Origin of the sequence: Dietzia aurantiaca (genome assembly GCF_021033825.1) — a bacterium.
GTDB classification, from domain to species: Bacteria; Actinomycetota; Actinomycetes; order Mycobacteriales; family Mycobacteriaceae; genus Dietzia; species Dietzia aurantiaca.
Map to the genome: position 1 here is coordinate 318,792 of NZ_JAIFXZ010000001.1, position 22,321 is coordinate 341,112.

24 protein-coding genes are annotated in these 22,321 nt (G+C 70.9%); 10 read left to right on the forward strand and 14 right to left on the reverse strand.

Features of this window, described 5'->3' with window-relative positions; genetic code table 11:
* Positions 1–6: 6 nt before the first annotated feature.
* The 3 genes from K3888_RS01590 to K3888_RS01600 form a co-directional block, all read right to left on the reverse strand.
* Entirely contained in the window at positions 7–696 is a 690-nt protein-coding gene (locus tag K3888_RS01590; RefSeq protein WP_230928462.1) for a response regulator, read from the reverse strand.
* Positions 693–1,889: a sensor histidine kinase gene (locus tag K3888_RS01595; protein ID WP_230928463.1), complete on the reverse strand. Its 1,197-nt coding sequence runs from the start codon at positions 1,887–1,889 to the stop codon at positions 693–695. Before K3888_RS01595 ends, K3888_RS01590 begins: the two co-directional genes overlap by 4 nt.
* A gap of 176 nt (positions 1,890–2,065) precedes the next feature.
* Positions 2,066–2,812 (reverse strand): phosphoglyceromutase, encoded by a 747-nt coding sequence (locus tag K3888_RS01600; RefSeq protein WP_230928464.1) that lies wholly within the window; start codon positions 2,810–2,812, stop codon positions 2,066–2,068.
* Between the two features lie 41 nt (positions 2,813–2,853).
* Between K3888_RS01600 and K3888_RS01605 the strand changes: the two genes are divergently transcribed.
* Positions 2,854–4,560, forward strand: coding sequence for a long-chain-fatty-acid--CoA ligase (locus K3888_RS01605; RefSeq protein ID WP_230928465.1), 1,707 nt, complete (start codon positions 2,854–2,856; stop codon positions 4,558–4,560).
* A gap of 293 nt (positions 4,561–4,853) precedes the next feature.
* Here the strand turns inward: K3888_RS01605 and K3888_RS01610 are convergent, their stop codons facing one another.
* The 3 genes from K3888_RS01610 to K3888_RS01620 form a co-directional block, all read right to left on the reverse strand.
* Positions 4,854–5,492, reverse strand: a complete 639-nt coding sequence (locus K3888_RS01610; RefSeq protein WP_269074653.1) for a type III secretion system chaperone family protein — start codon at positions 5,490–5,492, stop codon at positions 4,854–4,856.
* Positions 5,493–5,542: 50 nt separating this feature from the next.
* Positions 5,543–6,853 (reverse strand): D-inositol-3-phosphate glycosyltransferase, encoded by a 1,311-nt coding sequence (gene mshA / locus K3888_RS01615; RefSeq protein ID WP_230928466.1) that lies wholly within the window; start codon positions 6,851–6,853, stop codon positions 5,543–5,545.
* 118 nt (positions 6,854–6,971) lie between these two features.
* Positions 6,972–7,823, reverse strand: a complete 852-nt coding sequence (locus K3888_RS01620) for an alpha/beta fold hydrolase (RefSeq protein ID WP_230928467.1) — start codon at positions 7,821–7,823, stop codon at positions 6,972–6,974.
* A 100-nt stretch (positions 7,824–7,923) separates the two neighbouring features.
* On the opposite strand from K3888_RS01620, the gene K3888_RS01625 reads away from it, so the two are divergent.
* The 3 genes from K3888_RS01625 (at position 7,924) to K3888_RS01635 (ending at position 9,968) form a co-directional block, all read left to right on the forward strand.
* A complete protein-coding gene (locus K3888_RS01625; protein ID WP_230928468.1) occupies positions 7,924–8,379 on the forward strand; it encodes a limonene-1,2-epoxide hydrolase family protein in 456 nt (151 codons plus the stop codon).
* 79 nt (positions 8,380–8,458) lie between these two features.
* A complete protein-coding gene (locus K3888_RS01630; RefSeq protein ID WP_230928469.1) occupies positions 8,459–9,235 on the forward strand; it encodes an SDR family oxidoreductase in 777 nt (258 codons plus the stop codon).
* 196 nt (positions 9,236–9,431) lie between these two features.
* Entirely contained in the window at positions 9,432–9,968 is a 537-nt protein-coding gene (locus K3888_RS01635; RefSeq protein ID WP_230928470.1) for a ferritin, read from the forward strand.
* Positions 9,969–10,008: 40 nt separating this feature from the next.
* On the opposite strand, the gene K3888_RS01640 is transcribed toward K3888_RS01635, so the two are convergent.
* The 5 genes from K3888_RS01640 to K3888_RS01660 all read right to left on the reverse strand — a co-directional run bounded on the left by K3888_RS01640 (position 10,009) and on the right by K3888_RS01660 (position 16,155).
* Entirely contained in the window at positions 10,009–11,019 is a 1,011-nt protein-coding gene (locus K3888_RS01640; RefSeq protein WP_230928471.1) for an alpha/beta hydrolase family protein, read from the reverse strand.
* Between the two features lie 65 nt (positions 11,020–11,084).
* Positions 11,085–11,681: a dihydrofolate reductase family protein gene (locus K3888_RS01645; RefSeq protein ID WP_230928472.1), complete on the reverse strand. Its 597-nt coding sequence runs from the start codon at positions 11,679–11,681 to the stop codon at positions 11,085–11,087.
* 37 nt (positions 11,682–11,718) lie between these two features.
* Positions 11,719–13,404: an ATP-binding cassette domain-containing protein gene (locus tag K3888_RS01650; protein ID WP_230928473.1), complete on the reverse strand. Its 1,686-nt coding sequence runs from the start codon at positions 13,402–13,404 to the stop codon at positions 11,719–11,721.
* Between the two features lie 328 nt (positions 13,405–13,732).
* The gene (yidC, locus tag K3888_RS01655; RefSeq protein ID WP_230928474.1) at positions 13,733–14,917 is read right to left on the reverse strand and encodes a membrane protein insertase YidC; all 1,185 of its coding nucleotides are present in this window, start codon (positions 14,915–14,917) and stop codon (positions 13,733–13,735) included.
* A gap of 149 nt (positions 14,918–15,066) precedes the next feature.
* The gene (locus tag K3888_RS01660) at positions 15,067–16,155 is read right to left on the reverse strand and encodes a UDP-N-acetylmuramate dehydrogenase (protein WP_230928670.1); all 1,089 of its coding nucleotides are present in this window, start codon (positions 16,153–16,155) and stop codon (positions 15,067–15,069) included.
* Between the two features lie 84 nt (positions 16,156–16,239).
* On the opposite strand from K3888_RS01660, the gene K3888_RS01665 reads away from it, so the two are divergent.
* The 5 genes from K3888_RS01665 (at position 16,240) to K3888_RS01685 (ending at position 19,533) form a co-directional block, all read left to right on the forward strand.
* Positions 16,240–16,740, forward strand: a complete 501-nt coding sequence (locus K3888_RS01665) for a DUF2505 domain-containing protein (protein ID WP_230928475.1) — start codon at positions 16,240–16,242, stop codon at positions 16,738–16,740.
* A gap of 70 nt (positions 16,741–16,810) precedes the next feature.
* The gene (locus K3888_RS01670; RefSeq protein WP_230928476.1) at positions 16,811–17,632 is read left to right on the forward strand and encodes an LmeA family phospholipid-binding protein; all 822 of its coding nucleotides are present in this window, start codon (positions 16,811–16,813) and stop codon (positions 17,630–17,632) included.
* Positions 17,633–17,672: 40 nt separating this feature from the next.
* On the forward strand, positions 17,673–18,179 hold the full coding sequence (locus K3888_RS01675; RefSeq protein ID WP_230928477.1) for a metallophosphoesterase family protein: 507 nt from the start codon (positions 17,673–17,675) through the stop codon (positions 18,177–18,179).
* Positions 18,180–18,237: 58 nt separating this feature from the next.
* On the forward strand, positions 18,238–19,188 hold the full coding sequence (locus tag K3888_RS01680; protein ID WP_230928478.1) for an NADP-dependent oxidoreductase: 951 nt from the start codon (positions 18,238–18,240) through the stop codon (positions 19,186–19,188).
* Positions 19,189–19,344: 156 nt separating this feature from the next.
* A complete protein-coding gene (locus K3888_RS01685) occupies positions 19,345–19,533 on the forward strand; it encodes a hypothetical protein (protein WP_230928479.1) in 189 nt (62 codons plus the stop codon).
* Between the two features lie 16 nt (positions 19,534–19,549).
* On the opposite strand, the gene deoC is transcribed toward K3888_RS01685, so the two are convergent.
* On the reverse strand, positions 19,550–20,284 hold the full coding sequence (gene deoC, locus K3888_RS01690; protein ID WP_230928480.1) for a deoxyribose-phosphate aldolase: 735 nt from the start codon (positions 20,282–20,284) through the stop codon (positions 19,550–19,552).
* 54 nt (positions 20,285–20,338) lie between these two features.
* On the opposite strand from deoC, the gene purU reads away from it, so the two are divergent.
* Positions 20,339–21,205 carry a formyltetrahydrofolate deformylase gene (gene purU / locus K3888_RS01695; RefSeq protein ID WP_230928481.1) on the forward strand — a complete coding sequence of 289 codons (867 nt, stop codon included), beginning with the start codon at positions 20,339–20,341 and terminating at the stop codon, positions 21,203–21,205.
* Between the two features lie 42 nt (positions 21,206–21,247).
* Here the strand turns inward: purU and K3888_RS01700 are convergent, their stop codons facing one another.
* Positions 21,248–21,961, reverse strand: a complete 714-nt coding sequence (locus K3888_RS01700) for a MerR family transcriptional regulator (RefSeq protein WP_230928482.1) — start codon at positions 21,959–21,961, stop codon at positions 21,248–21,250.
* Positions 21,958–22,239 (reverse strand): DUF2516 family protein, encoded by a 282-nt coding sequence (locus K3888_RS01705; RefSeq protein ID WP_230928483.1) that lies wholly within the window; start codon positions 22,237–22,239, stop codon positions 21,958–21,960. The genes K3888_RS01700 and K3888_RS01705 overlap by 4 nt, the downstream gene beginning before the upstream one ends.
* Positions 22,240–22,321: the final 82 nt, after the last annotated feature.

The following is a 22,321-nucleotide window of genomic DNA, read 5'->3' on the forward strand; positions in this document are numbered from 1 at the left end:
AGCGGGTCAGGGCTCGAACTTGTAGCCCAACCCGCGGACGGTCACCAGGTGCACCGGCTTGCCCGGATCCTGCTCGACCTTCGAGCGCAGGCGCTTGACGTGCACGTCGAGGGTCTTGGTGTCGCCGACGTAGTCCGAACCCCACACACGGTCGATGAGCTGCCCGCGGGTGAGCACCCGGCCGGAGTTGCGCAGCAGGTACTCCAGCAGATCGAACTCCTTGAGGGGCAGCGTCACCGCCGCCCCGCGGACCGTCACCGTGTGCCGCTCGATGTCCATTCGCACCGGCCCCGACTCGAGGACACCGATCTCCTCGGGCTCGTCCGCCTCCTTGTCGGCCCCGCGGCGTAGGACCGCCCGGATACGCGCGATGAGCTCGCGGGCCGAATAGGGCTTGGTCACGTAGTCGTCGGCGCCCAGTTCGAGCCCCACGACCTTGTCGATCTCACTGTCCCGGGCGGTCACCATGATGACCGGCACGCTCGAGGTCACGCGAAGTCGCTTGCACACGTCGGTTCCCGACATCCCGGGGAGCATGAGGTCGAGCAGCACGATGTCGGCGCCCTCGGCCTCGAAGCTCTCCAACGCGGTCGGGCCGTCGCCGGCGATGGTGACGTCGAAGCCCTCCTTGCGGAGCAGGAAGGCCAGCGGGTCCGCCAGCGAGTCCTCGTCCTCCACGATCAGCACCCTGGTCACGGCACCTGGTCCTCTCCTTGATCGACGTGCTCTGTGGCGGGAGTTGTCCCGCCGGAATCCGGCTCCACATGGGCCGGGAGTTCGAGAGTGAAGGTGGACCCGGTTCCGGGTCGGCTCCACAGGGACACGGCGCCGTTGTGGTTCTGGGCGACGTGTTTGACGATCGCGAGCCCCAGACCGGTGCCGCCGGTCGCGCGGGAACGGGCCTTGTCGACGCGGAAGAAGCGCTCGAAGACGCGCGTCTGGTGCTCGGGGGCGATACCGATCCCGCGGTCGGTGACCCGCAGCATCACGGTGTCGCCGGAGATCCCCCGGGTGATCGACACCGGCGTGCGCTCGTGCGAGTAGTTGATGGCGTTGAAGATGAGGTTCGCCAACGCGGTGACCAGCAGGGTCCAGTCGCCCTTGATCTCCAGCCCGGACGGCGAGTCGGTGATGAGCTCGATCCCGGCCGTCTCCGCGGCGCCCGCCGCCCGCCGGAGCGCCTCGTCCACCACGTCGTCGACGTCCACCGGCTCCGGGTCGCGGATCCGCTCGGCACCCTGCAGACGGGAGAGCTCGATGAGCTCGGTGACCATCTTGCCCAACCGCTGCGCCTCGCTCACCACGCGACCACCGAAGTACTCGACCGAGTCCGGGTCGTCCTTGGACTCCAGGAGCGCCTCGGCGAGGACCGCCATCGCCCCCACCGGGGTCTTGAGCTCGTGGGAGACGTTGGCCACGAAGTCGCGCCGGGCGGCCTCCATGCGGCGGTGCTCCGAGTCGTCGTCCGCGAACACCACGACGAACTGCTCGCCGTGGCCCTGCAGGATCTCGCAGCGGCCGCTGACCGACGGGATTCGGCGACGGCCGGCCGCCATCTTCGCGGGCAGGTCGAACACCGATGTCCGGTCGTCGACGAACGTGGCGTGCGCCGCCGTCCAGACCGGCTCGATCAGCAACCGGTCCTCGACGATGCCCAATTCGTCGGCACGGCGGTTGAACAGCACCACGTCCTGGTGACGGTCCACCACGGCGAGCGCGTACGGCGCCTGCTGATAGACCGCCCGCAACACGTCGAGCCTGGTCGGCCCGGCCTGCTCCGCACGTCGCCGGTCGGCTCGCGCATTGATCAAGGGGATGACGAAGCCGCCCACGACGAAGCCGATGATCCCGGCGACGATCGCGAGGAAGATCCCCAGACTGACCTGCACGACCCAGATACTACGACCCGGGTATCCCGCCCGGAAAAGCAGAACCCCCCGTCCACCTGCGCGAAGTTCGCAGATAGACGGGGGTTTACGGCTCGTTCACCGGGCCTTCACCTCGCGCGTGGGCGGTGGCCCGATCGGCGTGTCGCCCGCGCGCAGGCAGGCCCGAGGAGGTGGGGCTACTTTCCACCCTGGCTGGCCACGGCGGCGGCGCCGGCAGCGGCGGCCTCCGGGTCGAGGTAGGTGCCGCCCGGGTTGGTGACCTTCCCGGCCTCGTCGAAGCGGTAGACCAGCGGGATGCCGGTCGGGATGTTCAGACCCGCGATGTCGTCATCGGAGATCTCGTCGAGGTGCTTGACCAGCGCGCGCAGCGAGTTGCCGTGCGCGGCCACCATGACCGTCTCGCCGGCCGCGATGCGCGGGGCGATCTCGGCGGTGTAGTACGGGATGAAGCGGTCCACCACGTCCTTGAGGCACTCCGTCAGGGGCACCTCGGGAAGATCGGCGTAGCGGACGTCGCCGGTCTGCGAATACTCGTTGCCCGGGTCGATGGCCGGCGGCGGCGTGTCATAGCTGCGGCGCCAGAGCATGAACTGGTCGTCGCCGAACTCTTCCTTGATCTCCGCCTTGTTGAGGCCCTGCAGCTTGCCGTAGTGGCGCTCGTTGAGCTTCCAGTGCCGCACCACCGGCACCCAATGGCGGTCGCATGCGTCCAGCGAGATGTTCGCCGTGGTGATCGCGCGGCGCAGCAGCGAGGTGTAGACGATGTCCGGGAGGATGCCCTCCTCCGCGAGGAGCTTGCCGCCGCGGACCGCCTCCTCGCGACCGAGGTCGGTGAGATCGACGTCGACCCACCCCGTGAACTGGTTGGACGCGTTCCACCGGGACTGACCGTGACGCAGGAGGACGAGTGTTCCGTAAGTCATAGGTCCATTATGGCCCGATGCTCACCGGCTACGGTGCAAGCATGACCGCAGACGCCGGAGACACCCCCGAAGCCACCGACCGGCCCTGGACGGTCCACTACACGCCGGGGACCACACACGACCTGGATTACGGCACCACCACCCTGTGCGACCAGTTCGACCAGGCCGTCAGCGCCCACTTCGAGCGGCCCGCCACCGAGTTCTTCGGCCGGGTGACCACCTACGGCGATCTCGGCAGCCGGGTCCGGCGCGCCGCCGAGGGCCTGCGACTCCTGGGCGTGGGCAAGGGTGACCGCGTGGCCGTCCTCCTGCCCAACTGCCCCCAGGGCATCGTGGTGTTCTACGCGGCTCTGCGGCTGGGCGCGATCGTCGTCGAGCACAACCCCCTTTACACGGCCGACGAACTCGAGGCCCCCTTCGCCGATCACGGTGCGAAGGTCGTCGTGGCGTGGAACGTCGTCACCGACGTCGTGCAGGACCTCGCGACCCGCCCGGACACCGCGATCGAGCACGTCCTCGCCGTCGACCTCCTCGACGCGTTCCCCACCGCCAAGCGCCTCGCCCTGCGGCATCTCCCGGTGCCCGCGCTACGCGCCTCCCGCGACAAGCTGTCCCGCCCCGACACGCACACCCCGCGCTGGGCGGCCCTGGAGACCGGCCCCGAACTGGATTTCTCCCACCCCTACCCCGCCAACGACGACGTGGCGCTGATCCTCTACACCTCCGGCACCACCGGGACTCCCAAGGGCGCGATGCTCACCCACGCCAACCTGGTCGCCAACTCGACCCAGGGCAAGGCCTGGGTGCCAGGGCTCGAGCCCGGCAAGGAGCGGTTCCTGGCCTCGCTGCCGATGTTCCACGCCTACGGGGTGACGATGTGCGTGGTGTTCGGCATCGCCCAGGGCGCCCGGCTCCAGCTCGTTCCGACGCCCGACATGGACCTGATCATGCCGATCTTCGCCAAGGAGCCGCCGACCTTCATCCCGGCCGTCCCACCGATCTATACCCGCATCCTCGAGGAGGCCGACAAGCGCGGCATCTCGCTCAAGGGCATCCGCAACTCCTTCTCCGGGGCCATGAGCCTGCGCGCCGACCTCATCGAACGGTGGGAGGCCGCCACCGACGGCCTCTTGGTGGAGGGGTACGGTATGACCGAGACCTCGCCCATCACGGTGGGGAATCCCATGTCGACGGCGAGGCGGGCCGGTTCGATCGGCGTCCCGTTCCCCGACACGGATATCCGGGTCGTCGACAAGGAGGACCCGTCGCGGGACGTGCTCTCCGGGGAGCCCGGTGAGCTGCTGGTCAAGGGGCCGCAGGTCTTCCCGGGGTACTGGAACAACGAGGAAGCGACCGCGGCGACGCTGCACGAGGGCTGGCTGCGTACCGGCGACGTCGTGGAGCAGGCCCCCGACGGCTTCCTGCGCGTGGTGGACCGGATCAAGGAGATGATCGTCACCGGCGGGTTCAACGTCTACCCCTCGGAGGTAGAGGCGGTTCTGCGGACGGCTCCCGGCATCGCCGACTGTGCGGTCGTCGGCCGGCACGGCGCCCACGGCGAGCAGGTCGTCGCGGCGGTGGTGCTCGAGCCGGGCGCCTCGCTCGATGTCGACGCGATCCGCGCCCACTGCAAATCCTCGCTCGCCGGGTACAAGGTGCCGCGCGAGTTCGTCGAACTCGACGAGCTGCCCGCCAACCCGATGGGCAAGGTGCTGCGCAAGAAGGTCGCCGAGGCCATCAACCCCTGACCCGACGCGTCCGCGGTCGGCTACCGCGAACTGTGCGACGCGAGGTGTGCGCGGCGGGGTGCGCGCCGCGAGGTGTGCGCGGCGGGGTGCGCGCCGCGAGGTGTGCGCGGCGGGGTGCGCGCCGCGAGGTGTGCACCCAGAATGCAGATTTCCCGGAGACGTATGCGCCCGGAATGCCGCATTCCGGGTGCGTAACCGGGCAATCCAGGTCCAGAGAGGGCGCGCAGGTCACCGGGCGGGCGGGCGGGGCGGTGCCGGGGGGCCGGGGTCGGTTCCGCCGGCGGAGCGGCGCGCTACTCGGGCTGGGGCAGGTCCTCGGTGAGGTGGCGGAACGCGTCCAGGTTGCGCAGCGACTCGCCCCGCGAGACGCGCCATTCCCATTCCCGGCGGATCGCGGTGTGGAAGCCGGTCTCGATGATGATGTTGAAGTCGTGGTCGGCGGCCTCCAGCACCTGCCCGAGCACGCGGTCGAGCTCCTCCTCCGTCACCGCGACCAGCGGCATCCGGCCGACCAGATAGATGTCGCCGTTGTTGTCCAGCGTGTACGCCACCTGGTACATCCGGCGATTGCGACGCAGCAGGTACTTGTAGACCTTCTCGAAGTCCTCGTCCGGCCGGCGGCACACGAACGCCTCGACGCGCACGCTCTCGCGGTTCACGGTGAGATGGCAGGCAGTCTTGAGGCGCTTCTCCCCCGGCAGCTGCACCACGAAGGTGTTGCCGTCGGCCAGCGTCGACTCGATGTCACGCTCCACCAGGAAGTCGCGGATCCGCTGCACGGTGGGGGCGTCTGCCTCGTCCGGGCGTCGGGCGGGCCCGGACGCGGCACCGGCAGAGGAGCCTGCACCGTCGAAGGCACCGGCACCGTCCCCAGCCGCAGCATCGTCCTCGCCGTCGTCGCCCATGCGCTTGCTCTCGGTGGGGTCGATCATCGTGGCTCCTTCGCGGGTTAGAACGGACTCAGGCGCGGGTTGGAACGAACTCAGGACGCCGTGGCCGCCGCGCGCCGCGCGCGGTACGAGGCCATCGTGCCCGCGTACGACGCCAGCAGCCCGTCGGCCGTGGAATCCCAGCTGAACTCGGCGGCGTGCACCGGGGCGTGGCGGGACATCTCCAGCCGCAACTCGTCGTCGTCGAGCAGTGATCCGAGGACCCGCGCCCACTCGCGCGGATCGTGCCCGTCCACGGTGAGCCCGGTCCGGCCGTTCGCGACGGCCGTCGGCAGCCCGCCCACGGCGGCGGCCACCACCGGCGTCCCGCACGCCTGCGCCTCCAGCGCGACCAGTCCGAACGACTCGGAGTACGACGGCACCGCCACGATGTCCGCGGCCCGGTACACGTCGACCAACTCCGACGGCGGGCGCGGCGCGAGGAAGCTCACGCGGTCGGCGACGCCCAGCTCCTCGGCCAGCTCCATGAGCGAACGCGGCCGCTCGAGCCCCGACCCGCTGGGCCCGCCCACCACGAGCAACCGCACGTCGCGGTGCGGCTCGGCCCGGACGATCTCGGCGAGCGCCCGCACCACCACGTCAGGAGCCTTGAGCGGCTGGATCCGGCCGACGAACGCGATCACCTCGGAGCGCTGCGCCACGCCGAGCGCGCGCCGGGCCTGCTCGGTGCCGCGGCGCGTGCCGGGCGTGTACTGCTCGAGGTCGGCGCCGGGGGGGACGATGTCGATGTCGGCCGGGTCCGCGTCGTAGTAGCCCACGAGCTCGTCGCGCTCCCCGGTGGTGTTGACGACCAGCCGGTGCGCGGCGTCCACGATCTGCTGCTCGCCGATGCGCCGCGACTCCGGCTCGGGGGTGTCTCCGCTGGTCAGGACTGCGTTCTTGACCTCGGCCAGCGTGTGGGCGGTGTGCACGAGCGGCACGCCCCAGTGCTCGGAGGCGACGAGCCCCGCCTGGCCGGACAGCCAGTAGTGGGAGTGGATGAGGTCGTAGTGGCCGGGCGCCTGACCGGCCTCGGCGCGCATCACACCCGCGACGAACGGGCACAGCTGAGTGGGCAGGTCCTCCTTGCGGAGGCCCTCGAACGGGCCGGCCACGATGTTGCGGACCAGCACGCCGTCGCCCGCCTCCTCGACCGGCGGCTGCGACGAGTGGGTGGCGCGGGTGAAGATCTCCACCTCGACGCCGCGGCGGGCCAGGCGCCGCGCGGTCTGCAGCACGTACACGTTGAGCCCGCCCGCGTCACCGGTGCCGGGCTGGGCGAGCGGCGAGGTGTGGAACGACAGCACCGCGACACGCTTGGGGAGCGGCGCGTCGGGGCCGGGGCGGAGGTCGGAAACGGTCACCAGTCCGATTGTGCCTCCGTGCGCGCCGGGGTGCACGCCGCGAGGGGGCGGGGATCGGGTGGGACGACGACGACAACGCCCGCCGCTCGCCCGCCCCCCACGGGTGGTGCGGGGGTGTCTACAGTTCGGCGGCGAAGGCGTCGAGCTCGGCGAGGAACTTCGGCTTCTCCTCGATGAAGGGCGCATGGGCGGACTCGGCGAAGCCCACGTAGCGGCCGCCGGGGATCATCTCGGCGTTGGCCTGACCGGCGGACGGCAGCACCACGCCGTCGTGCTCACCGTGGATCACCAGCGCGGGGATGCCCAGGCCGCGCAGTGTCTCGTCGTTGTCCACGCGACGGGTGAGCAGTTTCTGGCGGACGGCCGGCGGGGTGGCCAGCGAGAGTCCGCAGATCCGCTGGCCGCTCGCGCCGTCGCCGGATCGCATCATGGCGCTCCCGAAGCTCGCGAGCGCGGCCACGGCCCTGCCGGGGTTCTCGTCGAACGCGCCGTTCGACGTGACCTCGACCATGGCCGGGCCGATCGCGCCGCCGGCGGACCGGGACACCGAGGTGACGGCGCCGCAGAGCACGATGCCCGCGACCCTGCCCTCGCCGCGGGCGGCGAGGTAGTCCGAGACCACGATCCCGCCGTACGACCAGCCGAGCAGGATCGCGCCCGCCCCGTCGACGATGCCGGCGGCGTCCAGGACCGCCTCGACGTCATCGGCCCACTGCGCAGCCGAGTCGTAACCGGCGTCGGCGACGTCGGAGTGGCCGTGTCCGCGCAGGTCCAGCGCCACCACCCGGAACCGGGTAGCCAGGTCGGCCAGGAGGTCCGGGCCCCAGCAGGCGCTCGACTGCGCCCAGCCGTGGATCAGCACGAGCGGACGTGCGGCGGGGTCGCCGAGCACGCGGTAGGCGATCGTGGTGCCGTCCGACGAGACGGTCGAGGCGAGGGAATACGTGGCGGGAGAGGTCATGTCGGCCATCGTGCCAGTCCGATCGCTATCGCACGCCGGCTCATCGGAGACGTCCCCCGAACGCGGAGGACCCTCCCCCGGGGCCGCCCCGTGCGGTTACCGTGTGCCAATGGCAGCCACCACCACCGCGACAGACCCCGACGTCGTCGTCCGGATGTTCTTCGACGCCCTCGCCTCCGGCTCGACCGCCGCCGCGGCGGAGCTGGTCTCCGGCGACGTGTGGTGGGCGAACATCGGGCTGCCGACCGTGCGCGGCAAGCGCGCCGTCGTCGGCGCGATCGCCGCGATGCACCGCAGCGTGCGATTCGGGGTCCGGACCCACCATCTCGCGGTGTCGGCGCCCGCGGACCCCACCGATCCCCGCTCCCCGCACGTCGTTCTCACCGAGCGCACCGACTCGCTCGGGATCGGCCGGTTCCGCTGCGACTTCTGGGTGTGCGGGCGACTGGAGGTGCGCGACGGCCTGGTCTGCGGCTGGCAGGACTACTTCTCCACCGCCGACATCGCGCGCGGCGCGGTGCGCGGGCTGGTCGGGATGATCCCCGGCCGTCGCGTCGATCGATAACGCAGCAGTCCTCTCGCGGTCGGCCTGCGGCCGTTGAGCAGCCGGACGGCACGCGACGTCGTCACCTACGCTCGGATGCATGACCGATCACAATGCCGCCCGTGAGCGCCTCGCCGCCCTGCCCGCCGACACCCGCGTGGCGGTGGTGACCGGCGCCTCGTCGGGAATCGGCGAGGCCAGCGCCCGCGAACTCGCAGGTCAGGGCTTCCACGTGGTCGTTGGTGCGCGGCGCGCCGACCGGCTGGAGGCACTCGCCGCCGAGATCGGCGGCACCGCCCTGCCCCTCGACGTGACCGACGCGGACTCGTGCGCGGCGTTCTGCTCGGCCATCTCCCGCCTGCACGTGCTGGTCAACAACGCCGGCGGCGCCAAGGGCACCACCAGCGTCATGGACGCCGACGAGGACCAGTGGCGCTGGATGTGGGAGACCAACGTCCTCGGCACGCTGCGGATGGTCAAGGGACTCATGCCCACGCTCGTGGACACCGGCGACGGGCTGGTCATCACCATCACCTCCATCGCGGCGCTCGAGTCGTACGACAACGGCTCCGGCTACACCTCCGCCAAGCACGCGCAGGCCGTCCTGCACCGGACGCTTCGAGGCGAGCACCTCGGCCAGCCCGTGCGGTTCACCGAGATCGCGCCCGGCATGGTCGACACCGAGTTCTCGAGCGTGCGGTTCGACGGCGACGCGGACAAGGCCGCCGCCGTCTACCGCGGGCTGACCCCGATGATCGCCGAGGACATCGCGGAGATCGTGGGCTTTGTGGCCAGCCGACCGTCGCACGTGAACCTCGACCAGATCGTGGTGAAGCCGCGCGCCCAGCACTCCGCGATGCGGGCGCACCGCGGCTGAGCCGGGGCCGGATCACGACGCTCCGGCGGCGCTACAGAAGGTGAGGCTAGGCAACGTCAGGTTAGGCTTCACACTGGCAGGTTAGGCTAACTGACCTGGCACGATGCCGCGCGCGGTCCTATTGTGGGACCCCTCGGGAGAACCCCTCCCGGCGCGTCTCGACCCTTGTCGAGGCCGCCTCACGAAAGGCGCCACCATGACCCAGAGCAGCAGCACCTACGCCGAACTCCTCTCCGCCCAGGTCGGCCACGAGTTCGCCGCCAGCCAGCAGTACATCGCGATCGCCGTGTGGGCGGACGCGCAGGACCTGCCGCAGCTGGCCGCCCGCTTCTACCAGCACAGCCTGGGCGAGCGGAACCACGCCATGATGATGGTCCAGTACATGCTCGACCGGGACATCCCCACCGTGATCCCCGCCGTACCGGCGCCCCAGGCCGAATTCGACGGGCCCGTTGGCGCCCTGAGCCTCGCACTTGAGCAGGAGAAGCAGGTCACCCGCCAGATCGAGGCGCTGTTCCAGGCCGCGCGCGCCGAGGCCGATCCGCTGGGCGAGCAGTTCATGCTGTGGTTCCTGCGCGAGCAGGTCGAGGAGGTCGCCAACATGAACACGCTGGTGACCATCGCCGAGCGCGCGGACGACGACTGGTTCCGCATCGAGGAGTACCTCGCCCGCGAGACCGACGCCTCCACCAACACGGGCACCCCGCCCGCGGTCGCCGGCGGCGCGGTCTGAGCCCAACCGCCTGACAACGGCGGGCTGGCGGGACAGGCGGTCAGCGAGCCCAGTCGGCCAGCCTCTCGACGAGGATGCGGTTGCTCTCCTCGAGCGCAGCGGCGTTGGCCTCGGCCGATCCACCGGACAGCATCCCGTCGGCATGCGCGCCGGGCACGGAGAACACGTGCCCGGCGTTGTCGTATATGTGCATCTCCGTACTCTCCGGCCGGTCCTCGGCGATCCGCCGGGCAGCCGCGTCGGCGGGCCACACCCGGTCGTCGCCGCCGGTGAACACCAGCATCTCCCCCGGCAGTCGCGTGAGATCGATGCGGGCATCGGCGGACTGCGGCGCCTCGAGCGCCCCCTCGAACACCGGCCGCAGGTGGATCGGCGCGCCGAGGAGCGAGGCCAGCGCCAGCCTCAGAACCGGCCCGCGATCGGACGCGTCGGCGTAGGCGACGTACGGCACGTCCTGCCCGCCGACCGTCCACGACGACATCACGTTCCGCTGATCCATCCCCTGCATCACGTGGTCCATCGGCGCGAACAGAACCAGATTGTCGACCCGCGGCTCGTAGGTCGGCAGCAGCGCGGCGAGCTCGGCTCCCTTGGACGTCCCGACGATCGTGACGGGGTCGGCCGATTCGGCGTTGGCCTCGGCCCAGTCGATTGCCTGCGACGCCGTCTCCACGGGGACCCGGTCCAGCGTCTCCGGCTGGCCGGGCTGCCCGAAGTAGAACAGCGACAGCACCTCGTGCCCCGCGCGCGCCAGCAGTTCGGCGTGCTCGAAATCGGGCCCGCCCTCGGAGCCGCCCCAGGTCAGCACCACGCCCTCGTGTCGGATCGTCTCGGGTCGCAGGTGGAAGCCGCGCACCCGCCCGTCGGCGATCGGTGTGACCTCGATGCCCGGCAGCTCCGTGGGGTAGGCCGCCGCGTTCCGGGGTTCGGCGAAGGCGAGTGCGGGTTCGGGGTAGCGGAAGTGGTTGACGACGCGCGCCGCGACAACCGCGAGGACGATGACAAGGAGGAACACGAACGGCCACCTCAGCACGTTCCAGAGCTTGCGCATCGTGCTCCTCCCCGGGGTGGCCGTCTGTCGGCAGCCTATCCAGACGCGGGGCCCTGCCATCGCGATTACGCCGAGCGGACGTACTCCGCGTAGGTCACCCCGCTCTCGAACTCGCGGCTCATCCGCCGCGCGAGCGGCATCGCCGACGCGCCCGGCTCCGCGGCGGCCGCGCCGATGAGGGGGATGCCGTCCCCGAGCACGAGCGGGTTGATCTTGAGCCGGAGTTCGTCGATCTCGTCGATCAGCGTCGCCGCGAGTGCGCCGCCGCCGCACAGCCAGATGTCCAACCCCGACTGCTCCGCCTTGAGCCGGCGGACCACGGCGACCGGGTCCTCCGGCGTGATGGTCAGCCCCTCCTGTGTCGGCAGGTCGTCGGGACGGCTGGTGAACACGTACTGCCGCAGGTGCGGATAGCCGCTGGAAAGCCCCTCGTCCACGGCCACCTGGTGGGTGACCCGTCCCATCAGGACGGTGTCGAACACCCGCGGGGGCGTCTCGGCCAGGCCGAGTTGCTCGCGGAAGTGCCCGGGGACGGACTCGGGGTAGTTCTCGACGATCCAGGGCCCGTGGTCTCCCTCGAGCGGGAAGAAGTCGAAGGCGCCGTCGGGGTCGGCGATGTAGCCGTCGAGGGTCACGGCCACGTAGTAGATGAGCTTTCGCATGATGGTTCCTCTGGTCGGTTCTCGGATTGGTCGCGGATCAGGCGAGGGTGATCACGTCGTCCACCCCCACGCGGTCACAGAACCCGTCGTCGTGACTGACCAGCAGCAGGGCGCCCCGCCACCGCGCGAGCGCCTCGGCGAGCACCTCCACTCCTTCGAGGTCGAGGTTGTTGGTCGGCTCGTCGAGGATCAGCAGCTGCGGCACCGGCCGGGCGAACAGCTCCGATGCCAGTGCCGCGCGCAGCCGCTCGCCGCCGGACAGGTCGCCGAGCCGGCGGAACCCGGCGTCGCCGATGAACAGCATCCGCGCCGCGTGGGCGTGGGTCTCCTCCGCCGACGCCGAGGGGCGTACCGCGCGGATCGCGTCGACGACCGAGCAGTCAGGATGCTCGACACGCAGGTCCTGGGGCAGGAACGCCCACGGGGTGGCGATCGCCGGGGTGACGGCGGTGTCGTCGTCGTTCCCACGCACCGCGCTGCGCACCGCGGGGTCACCGGCGGGATCGTCGCGACGGCCCCCGATGAGGCGGCGCAGCAGCGTCGTCTTGCCGCTCCCGTTCGGGCCGGCGAGCCGCACCCGGGCCGGACCCGCGAGGTGGATACGGCCGGCGACGGGGTCCTCGACGTCCACCACCACCCGGCCCGCCGGGAGCTGAGGGTCGGGCAGCTCGACGCGCAGCAGCTCCTCGCGGCGGACCGCGGCATCGGCCTCGCGCATCCGCTCCTGAGCCTGCTCGACGCCGCGCTCGTGGGTGGCCCGGTACTTCGCAGCCGACTCCTGTGCCGCCCGCTTGCGCGCCCCCATGATGATCTTCGGCTCGCGCTTGGTGGCCTCCATCTTCCTGCCATATCGTTCGCGCCGGGCCAGCGCCACCTGCGCCTCGGCCTTGTCCCGCTTCTCGGACCGCAGGTCATTGCGCGCGCCGGTCAGTGCCTGCAGCGCCGCCGACTGCTCGGCGTCCACCACCTCGCGGTAGTGCGCGTAGTTCCCGCCGAACACGCGGGCCCGGCCCGAACGGAGTTCCACCGTGGTGTCGGCGCGGTCGAGGAGTTCGAGATCGTGGCTCACGACCAGCGCGATGCGGTCGCCGCCCGCCACGAATCGCTCCAGCGCGCCGAACAGCCTCCCGCGCGCCCGCGCATCCAGGTTGTTGGTGGGCTCGTCCAGCAGCAGCACCCGCGGATGCCCGAGGAGCCGACCGGCCACGGCCGCGAGCGTGCGCTCCCCGCCGGACAGCCGGCCCACGGGTCTGCCCAGATCCGTGGGCAGACCCAACTCGTCGAGCTGCGCGACCGTGCGTTCGGCAATGCTCCAGTCGTCGGCGAGGCGGGTGAAGTCGTCGTCGTCGCCCTCTCCCGCCTCGATCCGCGCCAGCGCCGCGAGCCGGCCGCCGACCCCCAGCTCATCGGCGAGGGTCCGCTCGGCTGGGGCGTCGGCCAGCAGCTGCGGCACATACGCGACGTCGGCGGGGTCGGCGGTGGCGGTCGGGTCGGTGGCGGCGCCCGTGGCAGTGGTGGCGGCGCAGGCCACGCCGTCGACCGCGATCGATCCCCGCGCGGGCGGCAGCACGCCGGCGATCAGCCGGAGGAGGGTGCTCTTGCCGGCGCCGTTGCGGCCGACGAGTGCGGTGAGTCCGGGCCCGATCGCGAGGTTCAGGCCGGAGAAGAGTGTGGTGTCGTCGGGAAACGCGAAAGCGACGTCCGACAGGACGAGGGAAGACATGTGTGCTCCAGGGAGGTGGCGGATGGGCCGGGTCTCACCTGTGGTTACGCACTGTCCTGTGTACTCCTCGTTAGCGCTTCTCGGCCCTGCGCCCCTCGTCCGGTGGGTCTCCCCTGCCCGGACGCCGTGCGCTGCCGACGTGCTGGCAGCACACTACCCCCGCCGCAACGTCCACACAAGACCCGGTAACCCGCCCGACCCCACCGGTGGTTGCAAGACATCACCCCCGAGCTGCAAGACAGAATGTGCGAGAGCCCGGCCGAAAACCTGCGAGATGTCAGGCATCTGGAGGTCGATGTCTTGCAACTGGGCTGCGGCGGGGCGGGGCCTACATGAACGCGCTGGGCGGCAGCCCTTCGCGGCTGGTCATGGGCAGTTCCTTCTCGAGCCGCTCCATGAAGAAGTGCGACTGCACGGCCGTCCAGACGTTGTTGGTGAGCCAGTACAGGCCGATCGCGATGGGGAAGTTGAAGAAGTACGCGCCCACGATCGGGAAGAACGGGAACAGGTACATCATGATCTTCATCGATTTGTTCATCGACTCGGTCATGGATTCGGCGATGGTCTGGAAATCCTGCGGCTTGTCGGCACCGGCGCCAGCGGCACCGGAACCTGCAGCGCCCGAACCCGCAGCGCCAGCCCTGGCGGGCGTGCCCGGGGTGCCGTCCGCACGATCGGCCGAACGCTCGTCCGCGTCCCCTTCGACGCCGCCTTCAACGCTGCCCTCGACGATCCCGTCGACGTGGTCCCCGGTGCCGGCGTCCGCGCGTTCGACCTTCTCGCCGTCGATCTCGATGACCTCACCGTCGACGAACGGGCCACCCGCGCGGTCCTCGGCCTCCACCTGCGCGACCGCCGCCTTCTCGGCCTCCTTGGCCGCCTTCTGCCGGCGGAAGGAGTTCCACATGTTGATGAACGTCGCGATACCGGCGAGCACGAACAGCGGCACGGCCAGCACGAGGATGTCCTCGCGCACGAGCCCCGGGTGCAGCGAATCCATGACCTCCTGCGGCATCCGGATGTAGGACGCCAGCGGAACACCGAAGATCTCGGCGTTGAGGAACGACGACACCTGGTCGGGGCCGAACGCCCCGTTCGTCATGGTCTGCGCCTCCTCGATGGAGACGTCCCGCGGCGAGAAGTTCAGCAGCACGTGGTACAGGCCGAGGAACACCGGGATCTGCACGAAGAGCGGCAGGCAGCCGGCCGCCGGATTGACGCCGGCGTCGGAGTACATGGCCTGCATCTCCTTGGCCTGCTCCTGCCGGTCCTCGGGAGACTTGCGGTCCTTGTACTTGAGCTGCATCTCCTTCATCTTGGGGCCGAGCTGCGCCATCTTGCGCATGGAGTACTGCTGCCGCCACATCGACCGCATGAGCAGCAGCCGCACGGTCACCACCAGCAGGATCACCGAGCCGACCCACGCGAGCCCGGAGTTCGGATCCACGACGAAACTCAGCACCCAGTGCCAGAACTTCATGACGAGCGACACCGGGTACGCGAACAGGTCCACGGGCGAATCTCCATAAGACGGGCGGCGCCGCGAAGGCGGGCGCGCGGGGCGGGTCAGACCGAGAGGTCACCGTCCAGCGTGCCAGGCGCGTACTACTTCGGGGGCGCGGGGGTCACGGCGGCACTCCCGCGATCCGCCCCCTACCCGGGTCAGATGCTGCAGCCCACCCAGACGGGCTCGGGATGCAGCTCCACGCCGAACGCCTCCCGGACGCCGTCGCGCACCTCGCGCGCCAGTGCGATCACGTCGTCGGCCGTGGCCGCCCCCCGGTTGGTCAGCGCGAGGGTGTGCTTGGTGGAGAGCCGAGCCGGGGACGACGACGAGGGATAGCCCTTGCCGAAACCGGCCCGCTCGATCAGCCAGCCCGCCGAGAGCTTGGTCCCCCCTGTCGCCGCGAACGCGGGCATCTGCCCGGCCGGCCCGTCCCCGAGCCTGCCCGCCACCCGGGATCGCACCGCGGGAAGATCCTCATCCCGTACCACCGGGTTGGTGAAGAAGGAGCCGGCGGACCAGGTGTCCTCGTCGTCGTCGTCGAGCACCATCCCCTTGCCACGCCGCAGTTCCAGCACGGTGCGCCGCACCAGGGCGGGGTCGGTCCGTTCCCCCGGCGCCACGCCGAGGCGGCCGGCGAGTTCGGCGTAGCGGATCGGCTCGCTGCGTCCGGCGCGGTCGAGGCGGAACTCGACCTCCAGCACCACAGCGCGATCCGAATTCTTGAGCACCGACGTCCGGTAGGCCAGGCCCAGCGCGTCGGGCGTGACCCACTCGTCGACCCCGGTCACGCGGTCGTACCAGCGGACCCGGTGCAGGACCTGTGCCACCTCGACCCCGTACGCACCGACGTTCTGCACCGGCGTGGCCCCCACCGAGCCCGGGATACCGGACAGGCACTCGAGGCCGCCGTACCCGCGCCCGACCGTGTCGGCGACGAGCTCGTCCCAGGTCAGGCCCGCGCCCGCGCGCACGATCAGCTCGTCGGCCTCGTCCAGGTACTCGACCTCGCGGTTGCGCACGGCCACCACGACCAGATCGAGGTCGCCGCCCGCCACCACGAGGTTCGAGCCGCCGCCCAGCACGAGCACCGGCCGGTCGGCCGCGTCCAGGGCACGCACCGACTCGACCACCCCCTCGGCCGTGGAGCACTCGAGCAGCGCCCGGGGGCGGCCTCCGATGCGCAGGGTGGTCAGTTCGGCCAGGGACGTCCGGGGCGCGGCGGCGACGCCGTCGACGTCGCACAGCGCGCGGACGACCGGGTCGGAGGAGTCGGCGGGGGGCAGGATCACACGCCCGAGGGTAGTCGCCTGCTTGTAGTGTCTGACCCCATGGCGACCCGCTTCTCACACTCCGTCCAGCTCGGCGGCCCCCTCGAGGCCGTCCACGCCTCCTATGCGGACGAGGCCTACTGGGCCGACCGGCTCCGCGCCGTGGGCACGGCCGGGGACACTCTCGACGACCTGGCGGTGAGCGGCGACACGATCACCGTCACCGTCACGCAGCACATCCCCGATTCGGACATCCCGGACCTGGCCCGCAAGGTGCTGCCGGGTGAGCTCAGCCTGGTGCGCACCACGCAGTTCAGTGGGTTCGACGGTGCACGCCTGGTCGGTACGTCGCGCGCCGAGGCCGCCGGCGGGCTCGGTGTGATCACCGGCAGCGGCGAGACCGTGGCCGAGGGGGACGCCGCGCTCGAATCACTGTCCGGCCAGGTCAAGGTGACCGTTCCGCTGCTGGGCGGCAAGCTGGAGAAGCTGGTCGTGCAGCATCTCGACAGGCTCTTCGCGGAGGAGTACGCGCACCTGAACGGCTGGCTCGCAGCCCGCTGAGCCGGATCCTGTACGCCCGCTGAAGAGGCGCTGATGCGCCTCACCAGGCAGATCGGAGACAATCGGTCCAATGCAGCCGCCGAACGACACCCAGCGACTCCCCGCCCACGACCGGCCCGGCGTCCAGCACGCCGACACGCAGCAGTTCCCCGCCGCCTCCTCCTCCAGCGGCGGCGGCCGGCGGCGCGGACCGATCATCGCCCTGATCGCCGGAATCGCGGTGGTCCTGGTCGTGGTGGGGCTCGTCGGCCTCGAGCTGGGCCTGCGTAACTCCATCAAGCAGCAGATGTCCGAGGAGGTCACCACCGCCCTCGGCTCTCCGGCCGAGGTCGAGCTGGGTGCCCGTCCGGTGCTGCTGTCCTATGTCAGCGGGACCCTCGGCTCGGTTCGCATCACCACCGACGGCTCCCCGGCCGCGGGCGCGGCGGGCCCCGCCCCCGCGATCGACATCCGGGCCGAGGGGGTCAGCTCCGAGGGCGACGTCACCCACGTCGACTCCCTGACCGGCACCGCGTTCGTCTCTGACGAGGCCATGACCGCGGCCGCAGCCGACGGGCAGGGCACCGGTGACTCCCTGCTCGGCGGGCTGATCCAGGTCCAGGACGTCACCTCCGACCCGGCCGCCGGCGCGCTCCGCGTGTCGATCAGCGGTCTGGCCGAGGCGGTGGTGACCCCTCGCCTGACCGGCGGCAACCTCGAGCTGGCGCCCGAGCAGGCGTCGATCTTCGGCTTCACCCTGCCCGCCGAACTGCTGGGCGGGACCATCTCGATGATGGACTCGGCCCTCGCCGATCTCCCCGAGGGTGTGGAGCTGACGGGCGTCCACGTGGTCGACGGCGGGATGACCGTCGATCTCGCCGGCACCGACGTGACGCTCGAGTCGACTCCCTGACCCGGCTCGGCGCTCCCGCCCGGCCCGGCACACTGGGGGCATGCGCCTGCTCATCACCGCCGACACGCACGTGCCCACCAGGGCCCGCGATCTCCCGGTGCGCGTGTGGGACGAGGTGGAGCGTGCGGACGTGGTGATCCACGCCGGCGACTGGATGGACCCGGGACTGCTCGACGCCCTGGAGCAACGGGCACCGCGGCTCATCGCGTGCTGGGGCAACAACGACGGCCCCGAGCTGCGCGAGCGACTACCCGAGGTGGCGCGCGCGACCCTCGACGGCGTGCGGTTGGCGGTGGTGCACGAGACCGGCGCGTCGGCGGGGCGGGAAAAGCGCACGGCCGCCGCTTTCCCGGACACCGACGTCCTGGTGTTCGGCCACTCGCACATCCCCTGGGACACCACCGCGACGAGGGCGTTCGGGGGGAGCGACCTGCGCTTGCTCAACCCGGGTTCGCCCACCGACCGGCGGCGTCAGCCGCGCTGCACATACATGACCGCCGTCATCTCCGGCGGGCAACTCGGCGAGGTCGAGTTGCACCGGTTGTGAATCCGCCCGGCCCGCCAGTGCCAGGCGTGCGGCCACGGGTTCTGCCACCCTGGGACGTATGACTGATCAAACCTCCATGCGTGCCGTGCAGCAGAAGTCCCTCGGGGAGCCGGACGTCCTCGCCGTCGTCGACCTCCCCCGGCCCACGCCACGCACCAACGAGGTACTCGTGCGCGTCGCCGCCGCGAGCGTCAACCCCACGGACTGGAAGCACCGCCGAAACGGCGGGTTCCTCGGTGAGCCCCCGTTCGTGCTGGGTTGGGACCTGTCCGGGGTCGTGGAGGAGGTGGGCATCGGGGTTTCCCGCTTCGCGCCGGGCGACAGGGTGTTCGGGATGCTCTCCTACCCGTTCGGGCACGGCGCCCACGCGGAATACGTGACGGCGCCCGCCGCCTGGTTCGCTCCCACGCCGGAGTCGCTCGATCACGTGCAGGCAGCCGCGCTCCCGCTGGTCTCGCTCACCGCGTGGCAGGCACTGGTCGAGAACGCGCGGATCCAGCCCGGCCAACGCGTGCTGGTCCATGCCGCGGCCGGCGGGGTCGGGCACGTGGCGGTGCAGATAGCCAAGGCCCGCGGCGCCTACGTGATCGGCACCGCCAGCGCCGCCAAGCATGATTTCCTGCGTGACCTCGGGGCGGACGAGGTGATCGACTACCGCGAGACGGCCTTCGCCGAGGCGGTCTCCGACGTGGACGCGGTGCTCGACACGATCGGTGGCGAGACCTCACTGGCGTCGCTGCGCACGCTGCGGCCGGGCGGGATCGTGGTCTCCATTCTGCCGGTGGGGTCGGACGATCTGTTCCGTGAGGCGGAGCAGCTGGGCGTGCGCGCGGTCCGCATGCTCGTCGACTCGTCCCGCCACGACCTGGTGTCGATCACCGAACTGGTCGAGCAGGGCACACTCCGGGCGACGATCGCGGAGGTGTTCCCGCTCGAGCAGGCCGCGGAAGCGCATCGGCGGGGCGAGACCAATCGCACCACGGGCAAGCTCGTCCTGACCATGGACTGACTCCCTCGGATTTGCTCGCCGGGCGGGATCGTCCTGACCTGCGGCGAGTAACACCCGCCGGCCGAGTGCCGATATCGGCAGTGTACGAAGCATTGTGAACCAGAGCACTCCCGGCGACGAGGCGGCTCTGGCCCACCGAGACCGAGGAGCCACCCGATGATCTTCCGCCCCGACGGCCCCATCAGCGGACCTGCATACGACGCGATCAACGCCGCCTTCGGTGCGTTCGCCGGCATGTTGGAATCGGTCGGCATCTCGTTCGAGCAGTCCGCCGTGCCGCTGAGCTTCCTGGCTATGCCCTTCGTGGCGGGCTCCAGCTACCTCCCCGCGGCGTTCGGGTCCTGAGCCGCGCCCGTGCATGTCAGTTCTCGAAACCGGCCAGGACGGCCCGGCTGCCGCTGAGACCGAGTCGCGTGGCACCCGCGGCGATCATGGCCCGGGCGGAGTCCGCTTCACGGATACCGCCCGAGGCCTTGATGCCGAGCTTGCCGCCCACGGCCCGGTGCATGGCTTCGATCGCCCGGACGCTCGCGCCACCCGCGGGGTGGAAACCCGTCGAGGTCTTGACGAAGTCGGCCCCGGCCCTGGCCACTGCGTGGCACAGCGCCTCGATCCGCTCGTCCCCCGCCTCCTCGCCGAGCGCCTTGTGAATGGCCGCCGTCTCGAGGATCACCTTGATGACCACCGGCGGCGGCACCGCGTCGCGCATGGTCACCACATCCGCCATCACCTCGTCGACGAGACCAGTGATCGCCGCGCCCACGTCGATCACCATGTCGACCTCGCGCGCCCCCTGGTCCACGGCCAGCCGGCCCTCCATGGCCTTGACCAGCGAGTGATGCTTGCCGGACGGGAACCCCGCGACCGTCGCCACGGTCAGCTCCCCGGCCCGCACCGGGAGCATGGCCGGGCTGACGCAGACCGCCTTGACGCCCAGCTCGCGCGCCTCGGCGACACAGGCCTGCACGTCCTCGCGAGAGGCATCGGGCGAGAGCAACGTGTGATCGATCATCGCGGCGACCCGAGCGCGTGTCAGGCCGTCCTGCGGCGGAGTGCGGGGGGTGCTGTGGGGGCTGCTGCGGGGGGCGTCGTCCATGTGGACCAGCCTAGCCGGGTGGTCCGACACGCCCTGCTGGCACAATGACCACTCATGTCACGTCGCTTCGTCCTCACCCTGGGCTGTCCTGACCGCATCGGCATCGTTGCCCGGATCGCCACGTTCCTCGCCGAACTGGGCGGCACGATCGTCGAAGCGGCGTACCACGCGGACGAGGACTCGGGCTGGTTCTTCACCCGGCAGTCGGTGGACGCCGACTCGATCGGGATGGAGCTGGACGAGCTGCGCCGGCGTTTCGCGCGGGTGGCCAGCGAGCTCGGCCCGGACACCGACTGGGAGATCGCCGACTCGGACGAGCCCAAGGACGTCGTGATCCTGGTCTCCAAGGACGGCCACTGCCTCCACGACCTGCTGGGGCGCGTCGAGAGCGGCGATTACCCGGCCCGCGTCCGCGCCGTGATCGGCAACCACGACAACCTGCGTGGCATGGCCGAGGCCCACGGCGTGCCGTTCCACCACGTCCCGTTCGCGGCCGACCCGTCCGAGCGGGGCCCCTCGTTCGACGAGGTCGCCCGGCTCGTCGACGACATCGACCCCCGGGCCATCGTTCTCGCACGCTTCATGCAGGTGCTGCCCGACGAGCTGTGCACCCGTTGGGCCGGCCGCGCGATCAACATCCATCACAGTTTCCTGCCGAGCTTCGTGGGGGCCCGCCCGTACCACCAGGCGCACACGCGCGGCGTGAAGCTGATCGGTGCGACCTGCCACTACGTCACCGCGGACCTCGACGAGGGCCCGATCATCGAGCAGGACGTCATCCGCGTCGATCACGCGGCGACGGTCAAAGACATGGTCCGCCAGGGTCGCGACGCCGAGAAGCTGGTCCTGGCCCGCGGCCTGCGCTGGCACCTGGAGGACCGCGTGCTGGTCCACGACGGCCGCACGGTGGTGTTCACCTAGTCGCGGCCGGGGCGGGCGACACAACGTCCGTGGTGAGTACAGCTAGCCCTTGGGGAAGCCGTAGCGCTCGGTGAGCAGTGTCTGCGCTGCCGACAGGAAGATCAGGCGGGCTGCCGCACCGGCGCCGGGCAGGATGCCGGTGACCCGCTTCTCGATGACCGATTGGTCCATCCCCGATTTCTGCAGGGTCTGGACCAGCACCTCGATGGCCTCCGCGGCCGTGCTCTGCCCCTCCATGAAGCATCGACCGATGCCGTCGAGGGCTTCCTCGTCGACCCCCAGCACGAGTAGGTCGCGGAAGAGCTTGTACATGTAGTCGTCGGCCAGGAAGTGGTCCGCAGACGTGGTCTCGCTGACCAGTCCGATCGCCGAGCCCTGGTCCAGGAGCTCTTCGCGAAGTTCGAAGCCGGCCACCGCCCCTACTCCTCCGCGCGGGAGGCGACGACGACGAGTGCCGGTGGTGCGCCGCTCGGCACGCACGCTCTCCACCTCGAGCAGTTCGGTGAGCGTGAAGCCGTGCCGCTGCGCGATGAGCAGCTCCTCGATGGTCGCAAAGGTGTATCCACGGTCGAGCAGCCGCAGGATGAGAGCGAGCCGGCGCTGGTGCTCGGGACCGTAGTAGCCGGTCCGGCCACGCCTCTCGGGCGGCGGGAGCAGGCCGCGTTCGTGGTAGACGCGGATGTTGCGGACCGTGGTGCCCGCCAGATCGGCGAGGTCCTCGATGCGGAGCTCACCCCCGCTCCCGGCGGGCGTCATCGCCGGCGCCCACCCACTGCCGGCCGCACATCGGCGAAGAACACCCCGACCGCGACCATCGCGATGAGGCTGAAGAATCCGAGGGGCCGGATCGCGAACAGGATCGCCGCCACCGCGCAGATGGCGATCCAGGCAGGCTTCGGCCACTTGCCCTCGATCGAATAGGCGGAGGCCGGCGGCAGCGCCGCGAGCAGCAGCCCGGCCAGGGCCCAGACGACCAACGCCGCCTTGATCCCCATCTGGACCATGCCCCAAGTACTTGAGAGATCGTCAATCACGGGACCATTCTAGAGGGCGGCCACGGGCGCGCCCCGGAGGCGATGACGCCGCCCCGGCCCGCTCGGGTGGAGCGGACCGGGG